The sequence below is a fragment of the uncultured Kiloniella sp. genome (assembly GCF_937128705.1).
In the GTDB taxonomy this organism is placed as follows: domain Bacteria; phylum Pseudomonadota; class Alphaproteobacteria; order Kiloniellales; family Kiloniellaceae; genus Kiloniella.
Window position 1 is genome coordinate 1 of the sequence record NZ_CAKZMP010000277.1, and the last position, 13,421, is coordinate 13,421.

The following is a 13,421-nucleotide window of genomic DNA, read 5'->3' on the forward strand; positions in this document are numbered from 1 at the left end:
ATATTGCCAAGACATCATTTCTGGCAACCATGAGCCACGAACTGCGCACACCCTTGAATGCGATATTGGGGTTCAGTGAAATTTTAACCCAAGAGCACTTCGGACCTCTTGGTTCTGACAAATATAAAAAGTATGCACAAGACATCCATCATTCCGGTAGCCATCTTTTGAGCATGATCAGTAATATTCTGGAAGTATCATCAGCTGAAACCGGAAAGCTAGAGCTAGAAAAAGAAAGTTTGCCTCTCTGCCAGCTCATCAAAGAGTGCTACGACGAAGCCGCACCGATATTTGCAAAGGCGAACGTTCGGACAGAACTCATCACTCCCCAGCACGTAACATCAATAAACGCAAATGCCAGAGCGCTCAGACAAATATTATTTAATTTGCTAACCAACGCCGTTAAATTTACTCCGGCAAATGGTTCTATCGCCGTTGCACTGGACGAAGTTATTTTCAACCAAACTGGCCCAGAACAAACTAATCCACAGACAAAACGACCTAATGGCGAACCAGCCCGGCAAGGACATGCGCATATCTCTATCGCCGATACTGGCGTCGGTATGAACTCAACGGATCTATTCAAACTACAGCAACCCTTTGCCAGAATGAATATTGATCCCCATCTCACCCAAGAAGGTATGGGGCTGGGCCTGACCATCGTGAAATCATTGATTGAAGCCCACAACGGCATCATGGAAATTGAAAGTAGCCTTGGCAAAGGGACAACCGTCCACCTTTACATTCCCTTGTAACACTTTCGTTGAATAGTATCAGCACGTTAGGAAACACGAACAAAAACTAAATTCCATATGAATATTTCCTAAACTGAACAATTAATAGTATAAATTCCATAGAAAATACCCTACCCTGTTGGCAAAAGAGCAACTACTGATAAAACCAGTTGCCAGATGTTATTGGGGAAATAAAAATGGGAAATAAGTCAAAGGAAATTAATCCGTCCAGCCCTGTTGGGAACCAAGTGCTTGGGGATAATTCCGTCGTCAAAAAAAGAAATCCAAACTGGCCTGATGTTTATCATATTACCCCGTCTATAATTCCGGAAATACTCCGTGCTGGTATATCAGATTTTTTAAGCTCAATGACATATGGGTTGTTTTTTGGCGGCATCTACGCGGTCGGCGGTTGGGTTTTGATCATACTTTTGCTAGAACTAGAACTTCCCTACCTTGTTTACCCTCTCGCAATAGGATTTGCCTTGATTGCTCCCTTCATCGCCAGTGGGTTCTATTTCATAAGCCACCAGTTGGAAGAAAATAAACCGCTTAGTTGGGGACGGGCCTTTGGTGTCGTCGGATCAATGTTCAACCGGGATTTAGGTTGGATGGCTCTGGTTACCGGATTTTCCCTTTTTATCTGGTTGGATATGGCCGCCTTTATCACACTCAGCTTTTTCGGGTTCAAACTTTTCAGTATGGCAGAACTCGTTGATCTGATCTTTACGACCGAAAAAGGCTTATTATTCCTGCTGATCGGCCATACCGTCGGGGCCATTATCGCCTTGATCGTGTTTTCTTTTTCTGTTGTATCTTTCCCAATGCTCTATCATCGGGATATTGATTTCGTCACTGCGATGGTCACATCGGTTCGGTTGGTTAAAAATAATCCAAAAACAATGATACTTTGGTGTATCACCATCGCCGCACTGACCCTTTTATCTATATTGGCAGGTCTTCTGGGATTATTTGTCGTCTTACCTATTCTAGGGCATGCAACCTGGCATCTGTACAAACGCGCCGTCGGCCCAAGCCCAACATGATATGACACCCCGCGCGACAACTCTAGATTAATGAAATTATGGGTAAAAGCTTTTTACGGGAATTTTTTACAGGAAAAAGTCTGTTAAATATCTCGTCTTTAACCCAGCGTTAATTGCCGCAAACTAAACTTCTAATTAATGAGGGATAGTGTGATAAGCCCGAAACCAACACATTTGATAAAGGAAAATATTCTTAACTTTCTCTGTATATATAATTATTGTGTTTAACCATACACTTGAGAATATCAACTCCTTTCCTCACATACCGATAGTGAGACACTGATTTTGGGGCAAAATTTAACATGGCATACGCTGCAACAGACCAACAGCTTCACAAAGAGCTTGAAAAATTAATTCTCTATGTTGAACGCTTTCGTCAAGAGTTGGCAGATACCACACGAAAAAAGGGCGATAGAACTGATTTCGAGAATGTCTCGGACCAACTGGACGCACTTATCAGGAATACAGAAGAAGCCTCGAATGGTATTCTCAAATCATCAGAAGATATTCTGGATGCCGTTGAAAAGCTACGCGAAGAAAACAGCGAAGAAGATCGTAATAAGCTATGTGACGAGATTGTAACCCACGCCACAAATAATCTGGAAGCCTGTAGCTTTCAGGATATAACCGGACAGCGCGTGACCAAGATTTTAAGATCCATCCAATTTGTTCAAGACCGGGTGAATGCCATGGCCGAAATATATGGCCATTCAACCATCCATACACTGGGCATGGAAATCTCAGCCAGTGAAGTACCGGAAGAAGAAGTCGCCATGGACGGCCCGGCAATAGAAGCAGAAGAAGCCATCTCTCAGGATGAGATCGACGCCCTGTTCGATTAATCCCGAATTTATGAGCCAGAAACCTTTGCCATAACGTTTACCGGCGCGCCCCTAGTTGATCTCTGTAGAACAAGGCAGAATTACTTCATCAATAAAAAACCTTCCAAACCGAGGATGAATCCCAAGCTCAGAAGGTTCTTATCAGCAATTTTCACTTTTACAAACTGATTATATCAGCATGAGCGTGATTTACTCCGCAGCAACTTTGTCCTGTGTCTTCAGGTCAAAATCGCTGGCGTCATGACGTTCGTGCAACTGCATATCCAGATCACCCCACGTACGGTTGACCATTCTGCCGCGCTGTACGGCCGGCCGCTTGTCAATTTCTTTGGCCCAACGTACTACGTTTGTATAGCTCTCGGCCTCTAGGAATTCAGCCGCATCATAGCTTCTATTCAACACCAATGACCCATACCATGACCAGATTGCAATATCGGCAATGGTATACTCATCACCTGCCATGTATTGATTATCGCTCAGGTGTCGATCCAGAACATCAAGCTGGCGTTTGACTTCCATGGTAAAGCGGTCAATGCAGTATTCGATTTTGAACGGTGCATAGGCGTAGAAATGCCCAAATCCGCCACCTAGATATGGGGCGCTGCCCATTTGCCAGAAAAGCCATGACATACACTCGGTACGCTTAGCCGGATCTTTTGGTAAAAACGCGTCAAACTTCTCTGCCAGATAAAGCAGGATCGCGCCAGATTCAAAAACCCGCGTTGGCGTTTCAGTGCTGGTGTCAAGCAATGCAGGAATTTTGGAATTCGGGTTAACATCGACAAAGCCGCTGGAAAATTGATCGCCGTCGCCAATTTTAATCAAATAGGCGTCATATTCAGCCCCTTTGTGTCCTTGGCTTAACAGCTCTTCCAACATAATCGTCACCTTGATACCATTCGGGGTCGCAAGGGAATAAAGCTGTAGCGGATGATCCCCGACTGGCAAGGCTTTTTCATGGGTCGGCCCGGCAATAGGGCGGTTGATACTGGCCCATTCACCACCGTTTTTACTATCCCACTTCCATACTTTAGGTGGGGTGTAATCGGCGGGTTGGTTCGCGGGACTAGTCGCAGGGTTGCTCATTGAATTTCCTTACCAGATTTTTTTGTAACAAAATATAATAACCTATGGGAAAGGCCGCTGACGATAATATGATTTAAACACCCTATACATAATGCGATCCAAGAGCGTATAAATCGGGCCTATTATTATTCTCAAAACACTTAGCGACTGATTCTTCTTTTTCAAGAACCAACACCCCGATAATACATTGAGACAAGAAAATTGTACGCTGGGTAAAACGCCGATTATCTCTATGACAATTATATCTACCGCTAAAGAAGTCATAGTCCACAGGATAGTACCGATCCCCAGAAGATATAATTTGCCACACATATATACTCCCCTCAAAAAGCTTCCCTCCCTAAAAAATAACACAGTTTATGAGTACCCCTTGTCATATAGGCAAAATCACTTACCTCTTTTACCATCTAAATAAATACGCTAGATCAATATCTGCGCACGACATAGGACCGCGCGACGCAGCGAAGGCAACAGGCGTCTGCCTATACCCTACATACTTAAATACCTGAGGGCCCATTTTGAAACTCTTTATCTCTGATCTCGATTTTACCCTTTTAAACACCGATGGCGACTTACCCAAAAGCTCCGCTCTTCGGCTCAATAGATTAATCGAGACAGGCGTGCATTTTACAATCGCAACGGCACGGGCAACACCGTCGATAAAGCACTTGATGGAAGGGGTTAATCTCAAGCTGCCGATCATAGAACTAAACGGTGCCATTATCCGGGACCTCAACACGGATCACATTCTTGATCACAAAGGTCTGGGGTTAACTGATGCCGCTCGGGCCTTTGACTGTTTTCAGGAAGTCGGCTTAATCCCGTATGTTTCCGGCCTGAAAGGTGACCAAACTCCGTTGTATTTTCCTGAACTGAAAAACAACGGTATGCAGTGGTTTCACGATGAAAAAATCATCCGTCAAGATCCACGACTGGCCGAGTTACCCGCAAACATCTTCGCCCGACCCATCGTTGCCAGTGTACCCGCCCCTTCATCCCCAGCGGCCCCAATACCACAGGACAATCCTTTTTTGGATGATGTGCTTTGTTTTGTTTATCTGGGCACAAAAGAAGAAATCTTCACAATCAAAAACCTGATCGAAGAAAAGTTACCCCACCTTTTGATTACTCTTTATCCCAATCACTATATTGGCGGTTGGGAAATCGTTATTTCAGCAGCAGAAGCAAACAAAGGTTTTGCGATAAAATCACTATTGGGCCATATCGAACAACGTCATAACTTGGGGATCAAAGAAACCACCGCTTTTGGGGATAGTTCTAACGATTTGGAAATGTTGCGTAGCGTCAATACCCCAATCGCCGTTGCAAACGCCACAACCGAGATCAAAGCCCACGCCCATGAAATTATCGGGCACCATAGCGAAGAAGCTGTTTTAAGCTATATCGAAGCATTGCACGCCTAGGATACTTCTATGCCTATATGTGATTATGAGGAACTTTGGATCGACTAAAGATTCGGGATTATCAAGAATTCAGGACGATTCTTTTCTTTTACTCCTTTCTTTTAGCAAAGTCCCTCTCTTACCAAGACAGTAAAACGGGTGCAAAGACAGTAAAACGAGACCGTTTTTTGGCAAAAATTGTACTACGCCAGTAATTATTTCCTAAAGGAGTTTACCGGGACTATACCGGACTAACCGGGGCTATAATGGATGCCTTAAAAGTTTATTGACCGTGGCAATACCTTGTAATCCGTAGCACTCAGAAAATTTTGCTTTTTGTTTATATTGTTTTTAAAAAGCCTAAAAGCCACCTTTAATACGTTTTATCCAGATTCTATGAATCTCCAAAATGACGAAAATAAATAAACACTCCCCCTACATGGTGTGGTGTAAAGCAATTTAGTCTTGCAATTATAACAAGAAGCCTTCTTACTTAAATTTCGATAGTTGTAAGTTGTATCTATAGAAAGGCTAAGGATGAATCTAAGAACTGCTGCCGCACGCGCGGCTATAGTCTTGATACCAACTTATAGTATGGCTTTTCTTACAGAAAAAATGGTTTATGTAATACCAATGCTTGCGGCAACCAGTTTCTTTGCAGCGGCTACTGACCTATCTTCCTCAAAACCATTACGACGCCTTGATCAAGAAGAAGCGATAGATCAAGAGGGCGCAGTAGACGTGGATACTACTGATGCCGACGGTTATACGGATAACTCATAGTACAAATAGCTAAAAGCCCGTCGCGGCGAGCTTCGGGCTTTTGCATACTGCATCGCATTTCGCGATTTATTTTGACTTATTTTCTGTGCCTGTTTGTTGCTTTGTTTGAGATGGATTTATTGGCAACATATTTTTACCTTTAAACTTCAACAACATACGCTCCTCGAAAGAAACAACAAACACACTTATTGTCATTCGGCATAATACCTGCTTGTTTTAACCACCGTGTTAACACGTAGCGGTGCGGGTTTTACCTGTGACAGTAGTTCGACAAACTGTCGGTGGGGGAGTGTCGAGCGCCTCCACCGCCGTGCTTCTACCTGAAGCCTGACGATGAAAAAATAATATCAACTAATCTTAAAAAGTGTATAAAATTCTACCTATACTAATGAATTTATTTCCAATCACTTTGAATGGTTGCTAAAAGCTTTAGCGTAAATCTCTTCAAGTGATTGATATCTATCATCTTCATCAAGATGAGCGAGGTCTGGATCTATAGAACTATTATAGGTAGCAATCGATATTTCAAGAACGGTACTAGGTGGAAACTCTACATCATGTTTATCCATTGCTGTCTGAGTACGATTAAAAATATCTAGAAGCATCTTAGGATCTATTAAGCCAGGCTTTTCAGGTGAAGCTTTCCCCACAGGCGATTCGGGGTAATCAATATCATGAGAGGTTTCTTTTCCTGTGGCTAGCCACTCAACACTGGTTCCGGTGGCATTTGCTATAGCTATAACCTTTAGCATGCCAGGTTCATGACCGGACAATATTCCGCGCACAGTTCCGTCACTTAATCCACATTTGCGCGAAAAAGAGCGCACAGACTCTTTGCCTATTAGCTCTGATATCCTACTGGCAATAGTTTCTTCAGACATACTTTAACTTGCGCGATACCGCGTAAGTGGCGATATCACTCTCCCCAAAATCATAACACATTGATAAAATTAACTAAAAATGAAATGCGCTTTATTTGACGCACCAATTTAACTTGCGCGCTAAATTTAACTTGTAATTGCGCTTTATTTCACGCATATTGTTAATGCCCATAAACAAAAACTCCTCAATTTTTCGATCTGGCAGGATCGACAATGAAACAAGGAAACAAATAGTGGAACAGCGCTACAAACAGCCCCACGAGATTAAAGCGGCAATCTTTGAAGAAGCCCGTTGCCGTTGGCCCGAAAGTCGCACTTTCCGTTTAACAGAAGTCGCACGGTTAGCGGGTTTTGAGAAGCATACCATCTTTTCAACAGCAATCCACAACCCAAGAGACAGGCGGTCAAAAATTCTCACTGCTAGATTTTTAAATACAGAACCTAAAAATCTTTGGCCTGACATGGATTGGTCCCGTCCCCTTCATCGACATTCGAACAAGAGAAAAGTTACCCAGATTTCTCGCAATGGTCACTGTCAAAAAAGGGTAGCGGCGTAGTCATGGTTACAAATAACACAAAACAGCCACAGGCAACTTCAGAATCACGCGCTTTGTTTAACGCATTGGACGCTGTCTCAGAAATGGAATGCCCTGAAATCTCGCGAAATAAAATGAAAGAATTAGAGGCTGTTTATAAAGCCAAATTTCCCAAACATATCGCGCCATCTAAATAGCCTTCCTTTCAAACCTTCAAGCAAAAGAGTTTTATTTATGAATGTGGAATTGATTGTCCTCTCTGAGATTGATGTTAAAGGGCGTGCCCGCCCAATTAGTGAAGAAGATGTCAAATGGCTTGCCGCTGATATCAGTGATCGCAAATTACGTTCTCCTATTGAAGTGGCTCGTAAATCTAAGGGTGGATACCGTTTAGTCTCAGGCTTTCACCGTTATAGCTCTTGTAAATTATTAGGTATGGAAGCCATCCCGGCGATTATTGTTGAGGGCACAAAAGAAGAATTGGAACGAGACGAGCTACTAGAAAATTTGGCTCGAAAAGAGCTAACAGCTTTAGACCGTTCTATATTCATCAGTAAACTCAAGAAGGTTCATATAAAGATAAACAGAACGAAGCGTGGCGGGGATCGTAAAAGCGCTGAATATAAAGAAGAAAATCAAACCGCCACGTTGGCGAATTGGTTTGATGAAGTATCAAAAATATCAGGCAAAGGCGTTCGCACCCTAGAGCGTTCCGCTTCCATAGGCGAGAAAATCTGCCCGCAAGCCGTTGCGAATTTAAGGGGCAGCATTTTTGAAGACAATCAAAAACAACTTGAAGCTCTCTCCAAGCTTCCCCCGGAAGAACAATGTCAGATTACGGAACTGATGACCGTAGAACACAACCCTGCAAAATCAGTAAACCAAGCCCGAGACTTGATCGAAGGGCGAAGTAACGCCTTACCCGCTTTGACACCTTCAGAAAAGAAACTGGAAGACCTCAAGAAAGCGTGGGCACAAGGTGACGACGGAACGCATCAAGACTTTTTGAATTGGCTTATGGAACTAGGTGTTTCGTTCCCTTCTGTTGAATTGAAGGCGGCTTAACATGACTAAGCGGGGGGATGATAAAACGCTTGAGTTATTCGAATGGACGCCACCGGAAGTGGAGGTGACATTTGCAGAAGCTATCAAGCCGTGGGCCAGTATTGAAGCAGGGCGTATAAGTCGCGCGGTTGCCTCAACCCTTCGCGAAAACAAAAAAGATCGCGAAACAATCCGGCAAAGGATGGAGCAAATATGTGGGCATGAAGTATCTGCTCATATGCTGAACAATTGGTCATCTGAAGCAAAAGAAGATCATAACATCAATTTGCGATATGCCTTTGCTCTTGTCCTTGCCGCTAATGATCCTCGCCTACTTAGTATCGGGCTTGAGGATAGCGAATTTGCGATCATTCCAAGAAGACATTTACACACGATCAAAGAAGTGTTGATCACGGAAAAAATGGAAGAACTTCAAGGCGAATTACGTGAAACAAAACGTCGTCGCAGAGAGAGGCTTTTCTAATGAAGCAATGGTACACCCCAAAAGAGCTAACTTCTCTGCGTTTAAGCGGCTTACCTAGTAATATTGCCAATATTAACAGGCTAGCAGAACGTGAGAACTGGCGCACTCAATCTAACCTTTTAGGAGAGCCTTTATCTCTTCGAGATCAGAAGGGTGGCGGCTGGCGCTATCATATTTCCCTGCTTCCTCAGTCAGCACGAGACGATCTTTCATTTAGAGAAATGAAAAGCAATCCAGATTTGAGGCCATTAAAGGTTGCAACCCCTAAAGCAAAAGCCCCTGTTGAAAAAGCTATGGAACGAGATGCAAAGCTTGAAATAGTTGCATCATGGGAAAATTACAGAACGAGCAAACCCGGAAATATAGAAATTTTAATGGTTGAGTTTGTCACTCTTTATAAGAACAAAAAAATCGTAAATATTAGTTCCGCCGTTTATGAAACAATTGATAGCTTCACAACAAGAACACTTAGAAACTGGGTTAAGGGTGCCAAAGGTAAAGGCGCGGATGGTGTCTTAGATAAGCGTGGACGCAAAAAGGGGACTTCTCTTCTGGCGACAGCTTTTCATGGTGATCTTGCTCATTCAATCAAAGCCTGGATTGCTAAGGAATCAAAACTAACTGTCCGCCAGATCCGTGACATGGTGATTGTTGATTACGGTGAAGAGTTTGAAATTACCGACGCTAAAACAGGTGAGTTAAAAACAAAGACCATGCCGAGTGAACGTGAGTTCTCACGTTTCATCAAAGAGTTTAAAGAAAACAACAAAGCCCTTATTGCAAAGATCACAAATCCTGATCAATTCAAAAGCCATTACAGGATGGCTATTGGTAAGCACGATGAAGCTGTAACCATTCCAAATCAGGTATGGGAATTCGATGCTTCGCCCGCTGATATTCTTGTGGAAGAAGGTCGCTACAACATCTATGTCCTAGTTGATGTCGCTACAAGACGAATGATTGTGAGCGTTACAGATAATCCGCGTACTAATGCCGCTCTACATCTTGTGCGCATCGCTATTGAAAGATGGGGGATGCCTGAATGGATAAGATCTGATAACGGATCGGATTTTATATCTTATGGCATGCGCTCTGCTTTGTCTGCACTTGGTATTCATCACGATGTTTGCCCACCATACAGCCCTGAAAAAAAGCCAATGGTTGAGCGTGGTATCGGAACATTGCAGCGTGATCTAATGCCCACGCTTGATGGCTTCATTGGGCATGATGTTGCAGACCGTAAAATGATCGAAGCCCGACGCTCTTTTGCAGAGAGATTGGGAGAGAAAGATCAAGGAATAGCAGTTGTAAAACTCACTTATAAACAGCTTCAAGATAAGATTAACGGATGGACTGATTCTATCTATGCAAATACAGAACATAGAGGCTTAAACGGGCTTACACCTAACGAAGCTTATAGAGCCTATGATGGGCCAATCCATATCGCTGAAGATTTAGCTTCCTTACTGCTTCTAATGGCCCCTATCGGTGGTCAAAAAGGTTACAGGTATGTGAGTAAAAAAGGCATCAGGCTTGAAGGTCGTTATTATTGGGGTAATGGGCTTGATGCCGGACAAAGAGTGTTTTGTCGTCATGATCCATTAGATGAAACAAAGATAGCAATTTTTAGCGAAAATCAAGCTGATTTCCTTTGTATGGCTGAGTGTCTAGATTACATGACAGGACCGGAGCGTCAGTCATGTGCCAAACAGGCAAAACACGAACAGACACAACGCCTTGCTCCAGAGTTTAAGTCTCTCAGAAAAGCCGCAAATAATTTTAATCTTGATGAGTACTCAACTAAACGAGAGGCGCTATACGAAAAGCGTGCTGAAAATAAAGCAGGAAATGTTGCTGATCTGCCAAAGAGAACAATTCCCGTAACTACGCCGCAAATGGATGCTGCCGCCGAAGCGTTTGGCAAGCCTAAAGAGACATTAAAGCCTGTTTTAACACAAGCTGAAAAAGAACTCCGGGAAGCTCTAATAATTGACCTTGAAAGCCGGAAAAAACAGCCTGAAGAAAAGCGCTTAACCGCTGAAGACAGGTTCAATAAAGCAATAAATCTTGAAGAAAAAATCAAAGCAGGAAACGAAATATCTCAGAACGATGTGGATTGGCTGAAACGCTATTCAAAATCGCCTGAATATAGATCTCGTATGGAGCTTTTGAAGGAATTCCCACCTCAGGGTTCGCAGTCTGAGGCGGGATAATAAGGGGTTCGGTGTGGAGCCGAACCGAAGTTTAAATAACTAACCCTATGAGGGGGAAAATGACTGACTTATCAAATTTTGTCAATCCACAGCAAAACGTCATGCTGGAAAACGTCAAGTTATTCAACGAAGTGACATACAAGCTTGTGAACCGTGATCCAAGCCTTCCGGGCTTCGGGCTTTTCTATGGGCCGAGTGGGTTTGGTAAAACTTGCGCCGCATCCACAACCTATCTTCGTTACCACTGTCCCATGATTATTGGGACACCCTTCATGACACGTAAGACCATGATGACGAAAATTCTGAAGGAATTACAGATCCCTTTCTCATCAGGAAAAAACATAGGTGATCTGGTTGATTTGATTGTTGAAGAATTCAGAGCAAAAACGACACCTCTACTAATAATTGATGAAGCAGATTATATTGTTGAAAAGGGTTATGCTGAAGATATTAGAGCTATTCACAATCAAGTTCCTAATCTGACAGCTATCTTTATCGGAGAAGAAAACCTCCCACACATGATGAAAACATCGGAACGTCTTGACGGACGCATTCTTGTTCGTCAAGGAGCGGAACCATGCTCAAAATCTGACACACAACTTTTATTAGATCTCCACTGTAAAAATATAAAAATCCACGATGATCTTCTACATGAGTTGATGTTGAAATCAGCAGGATCAGCACGCCGAACTGCTGAGAATTTTAACAAGATCAATAATGTCGCTCTGGATAACAGCTTAGAACAAATAGACTTACAGCAATTTAATGAATTGTCCCCTTATGGCCTGTCATCACGTGACATTGCCAAACCACGAAAATTTTAGGGGAAAAGTAATGTCAAAAAACATAAAAAAAACTGATCGTAGAAGACGAATTATTAAAACGTCAGGCCGACAAGCTCAGTGGGAAGCAATAAAAAAATTACAGATTTTTACAATCGCAGAAGTGAGTAAGAAATCTAAAGAAAAGCTTGATACTTGTCGTCTTTATATCTCTCTATTGGTTAAAGCGAAAATCGTTGAAGAAGTAGTCAATCAACCTTTTGAAACTTCAAAATTTCAATTGAAAAAAGACGTCGGTTTTCATCATCCCCGGATCAGAAAAGATGGCACTCGTATTCCAGACGGGAATACCCAAGATGCTATCTGGCGCTTAATGAGATTATTTAAAAAATTCTCGTTTATCGAACTAGATACTGCCCTGAGAAATGCAGGTCTTGAAACGCATTTAGGTACGATAAAAGGGTATATTCAGTCTCTTGCTAAAGCCGGATATTTAAAAAGATTAGATCAGCCCAATCCTAGGCAAATCAAAACTTATCTTCTTGTAAAAAATTCAGGTCCGAAACCGCCCATAGTTCAAAAAGTAAATCGTATTTTTGATCCAAATTTAAAGGAAATTACTTGGCGTGAAGACGATGAGGAGATTTCATTATGAATCAGCGAGATCTACTTGCAATTGATAAGGCTTTAGCTGCTTGGGGGGCTGATATTCCTGATTGGGTGACAGAGCTTGCAAAAGCTTCTGACAGTTCTTCTATGTCAGCTGTTTCAAGGCAACTTGGCTTGTCCACCACTGTGATCAGTCAAGGCGTAAATAATAAGTATGGCTTAGACGGCAAAGGGAACATCAACACCCTAAAAGAAGCTGTTGAAACACACTTGATGAGCGCTGAAATTCTTTGTCCTGCTTTTCAAGGCAGTTTGCTTAGAACCGTCTGTGAAGAATGGCAAGCATCTGCAAAAAATGCCGTAGGAAGCAACCCTGCACGTCACATGATGGCACAGCAATGCCGCAAATGCCCACATTCAAAGATCAAGGGAGATTCATAATGCTGAACTGTGAAACCTTAAAAGACGTGGTGAATGAATTAGAACCTTCTCTTGGTCAACGGATCTGGTTTGATGAAAAGGAGTTCAGGCAACTTTGGAACCTTCTCAAAGACACCTCTATTCGGTTAGAAATAATAGAACAAGAGCTTTTGGAATGGAGAAATCAAAGCGTTTCTAAAGTTATTGAATTATTCCCTCCGCAGAACATCCAGCCAGCAAAAGTAACAATCAAAACACCACCGGATGACGCGGCATGAAAAAGCCTCCTGCATATAGCTTCCGTTGGCATCTACGTCAGTTGTGGCGGTGGTATTCCCTCAACTGGTTTAACGCAAAACATACAAAAGGAAACTCACATGAATGATCTGGAAATGTCAGATATTTTTTGTCTCGCAGCGGCTTTTTCCAAACGGCGAAAAGCACTCAACAAGTGCGTCGATGAAATTGAAGGCGCACGGGCGAAAATACTCAAATCCGCAACACCTCAACTTACCGATTTGTTTGAAAAAACAAAAGCAGCTGAACAGGATCTGCGCG

15 protein-coding genes are annotated in these 13,421 nt (G+C 42.7%); 13 read left to right on the plus strand and 2 right to left on the minus strand.

Going from position 1 to position 13,421, the window contains the following annotated elements; all coding sequences use genetic code 11:
* The 3 genes from Q0241_RS14100 to Q0241_RS14110 all read left to right on the plus strand — a co-directional run.
* A partial coding sequence (locus Q0241_RS14100; protein WP_299378591.1) for a HAMP domain-containing sensor histidine kinase occupies nucleotides 1–755 on the plus strand: 755 nt, incomplete at its 5' end.
* Between the two features lie 176 nt (nucleotides 756–931).
* Nucleotides 932–1,780 (plus strand): DUF2189 domain-containing protein, encoded by an 849-nt coding sequence (locus tag Q0241_RS14105; RefSeq protein ID WP_299378593.1) that lies wholly within the window; start codon nucleotides 932–934, stop codon nucleotides 1,778–1,780.
* Nucleotides 1,781–2,082: 302 nt separating this feature from the next.
* Nucleotides 2,083–2,622: a hypothetical protein gene (locus Q0241_RS14110; RefSeq protein WP_299378595.1), complete on the plus strand. Its 540-nt coding sequence runs from the start codon at nucleotides 2,083–2,085 to the stop codon at nucleotides 2,620–2,622.
* Nucleotides 2,623–2,811: 189 nt separating this feature from the next.
* Here Q0241_RS14110 and yghU read toward each other — a convergent pair whose 3' ends face one another.
* The gene (gene yghU, locus Q0241_RS14115) at nucleotides 2,812–3,708 is read right to left on the minus strand and encodes a glutathione-dependent disulfide-bond oxidoreductase (protein ID WP_299378597.1); all 897 of its coding nucleotides are present in this window, start codon (nucleotides 3,706–3,708) and stop codon (nucleotides 2,812–2,814) included.
* 518 nt (nucleotides 3,709–4,226) lie between these two features.
* Here yghU and Q0241_RS14120 point away from each other — a divergent pair.
* Both Q0241_RS14120 and Q0241_RS14125 read left to right on the plus strand, forming a co-directional pair.
* Nucleotides 4,227–5,132, plus strand: coding sequence for an HAD hydrolase family protein (locus Q0241_RS14120; protein ID WP_299378599.1), 906 nt, complete (start codon nucleotides 4,227–4,229; stop codon nucleotides 5,130–5,132).
* A 573-nt stretch (nucleotides 5,133–5,705) separates the two neighbouring features.
* Nucleotides 5,706–5,894, plus strand: coding sequence for a hypothetical protein (locus tag Q0241_RS14125; protein ID WP_299378601.1), 189 nt, complete (start codon nucleotides 5,706–5,708; stop codon nucleotides 5,892–5,894).
* A 404-nt stretch (nucleotides 5,895–6,298) separates the two neighbouring features.
* Here the strand turns inward: Q0241_RS14125 and Q0241_RS14130 are convergent, their stop codons facing one another.
* Nucleotides 6,299–6,775, minus strand: coding sequence for a helix-turn-helix transcriptional regulator (locus Q0241_RS14130; protein ID WP_299378603.1), 477 nt, complete (start codon nucleotides 6,773–6,775; stop codon nucleotides 6,299–6,301).
* A 770-nt stretch (nucleotides 6,776–7,545) separates the two neighbouring features.
* On the opposite strand from Q0241_RS14130, the gene Q0241_RS14135 reads away from it, so the two are divergent.
* The 8 genes from Q0241_RS14135 to Q0241_RS14170 all read left to right on the plus strand — a co-directional run.
* The gene (locus Q0241_RS14135; RefSeq protein WP_299378605.1) at nucleotides 7,546–8,376 is read left to right on the plus strand and encodes a ParB N-terminal domain-containing protein; all 831 of its coding nucleotides are present in this window, start codon (nucleotides 7,546–7,548) and stop codon (nucleotides 8,374–8,376) included.
* A 1-nt stretch (nucleotide 8,377) separates the two neighbouring features.
* Nucleotides 8,378–8,839, plus strand: coding sequence for a hypothetical protein (locus Q0241_RS14140; protein ID WP_299378607.1), 462 nt, complete (start codon nucleotides 8,378–8,380; stop codon nucleotides 8,837–8,839).
* Nucleotides 8,839–11,052 carry a DDE-type integrase/transposase/recombinase gene (locus Q0241_RS14145; RefSeq protein ID WP_299378609.1) on the plus strand — a complete coding sequence of 738 codons (2,214 nt, stop codon included), beginning with the start codon at nucleotides 8,839–8,841 and terminating at the stop codon, nucleotides 11,050–11,052. Before Q0241_RS14140 ends, Q0241_RS14145 begins: the two co-directional genes overlap by 1 nt.
* 59 nt (nucleotides 11,053–11,111) lie before the next feature.
* Nucleotides 11,112–11,876, plus strand: a complete 765-nt coding sequence (locus tag Q0241_RS14150; protein ID WP_299378611.1) for an ATP-binding protein — start codon at nucleotides 11,112–11,114, stop codon at nucleotides 11,874–11,876.
* Nucleotides 11,877–11,886: 10 nt separating this feature from the next.
* Nucleotides 11,887–12,489 (plus strand): hypothetical protein, encoded by a 603-nt coding sequence (locus tag Q0241_RS14155; RefSeq protein WP_299378613.1) that lies wholly within the window; start codon nucleotides 11,887–11,889, stop codon nucleotides 12,487–12,489.
* Nucleotides 12,486–12,884 carry a hypothetical protein gene (locus Q0241_RS14160; RefSeq protein ID WP_299378615.1) on the plus strand — a complete coding sequence of 133 codons (399 nt, stop codon included), beginning with the start codon at nucleotides 12,486–12,488 and terminating at the stop codon, nucleotides 12,882–12,884. The genes Q0241_RS14155 and Q0241_RS14160 overlap by 4 nt, the downstream gene beginning before the upstream one ends.
* Nucleotides 12,884–13,141, plus strand: a complete 258-nt coding sequence (locus Q0241_RS14165) for a hypothetical protein (RefSeq protein WP_299378617.1) — start codon at nucleotides 12,884–12,886, stop codon at nucleotides 13,139–13,141. The genes Q0241_RS14160 and Q0241_RS14165 overlap by 1 nt, the downstream gene beginning before the upstream one ends.
* A gap of 99 nt (nucleotides 13,142–13,240) precedes the next feature.
* The coding region (locus Q0241_RS14170) for a hypothetical protein (protein ID WP_299378619.1) at nucleotides 13,241–13,421 on the plus strand (181 nt) is incomplete at its 3' end.

Bases quoted from the DNA above. Each gene is read 5' to 3' on its own strand.
- Q0241_RS14105 (WP_299378593.1), top strand. From the start codon at position 932: ATGGGAAATAAGTCAAAGGAAATTAATCCGTCCAGCCCTGTTGGGAAC.
- Q0241_RS14110 (WP_299378595.1), top strand. From the start codon at position 2,083: ATGGCATACGCTGCAACAGACCAACAGCTTCACAAAGAGCTTGAAAAA.
- yghU (WP_299378597.1), bottom strand. From the start codon at position 3,708: ATGAGCAACCCTGCGACTAGTCCCGCGAACCAACCCGCCGATTACACC.
- Q0241_RS14125 (WP_299378601.1), top strand. From the start codon at position 5,706: ATGGCTTTTCTTACAGAAAAAATGGTTTATGTAATACCAATGCTTGCG.
- Q0241_RS14130 (WP_299378603.1), bottom strand. From the start codon at position 6,775: ATGTCTGAAGAAACTATTGCCAGTAGGATATCAGAGCTAATAGGCAAA.
- Q0241_RS14135 (WP_299378605.1), top strand. From the start codon at position 7,546: ATGAATGTGGAATTGATTGTCCTCTCTGAGATTGATGTTAAAGGGCGT.
- Q0241_RS14140 (WP_299378607.1), top strand. From the start codon at position 8,378: ATGACTAAGCGGGGGGATGATAAAACGCTTGAGTTATTCGAATGGACG.
- Q0241_RS14145 (WP_299378609.1), top strand. From the start codon at position 8,839: ATGAAGCAATGGTACACCCCAAAAGAGCTAACTTCTCTGCGTTTAAGC.
- Q0241_RS14150 (WP_299378611.1), top strand. From the start codon at position 11,112: ATGACTGACTTATCAAATTTTGTCAATCCACAGCAAAACGTCATGCTG.
- Q0241_RS14155 (WP_299378613.1), top strand. From the start codon at position 11,887: ATGTCAAAAAACATAAAAAAAACTGATCGTAGAAGACGAATTATTAAA.
- Q0241_RS14160 (WP_299378615.1), top strand. From the start codon at position 12,486: ATGAATCAGCGAGATCTACTTGCAATTGATAAGGCTTTAGCTGCTTGG.
- Q0241_RS14165 (WP_299378617.1), top strand. From the start codon at position 12,884: ATGCTGAACTGTGAAACCTTAAAAGACGTGGTGAATGAATTAGAACCT.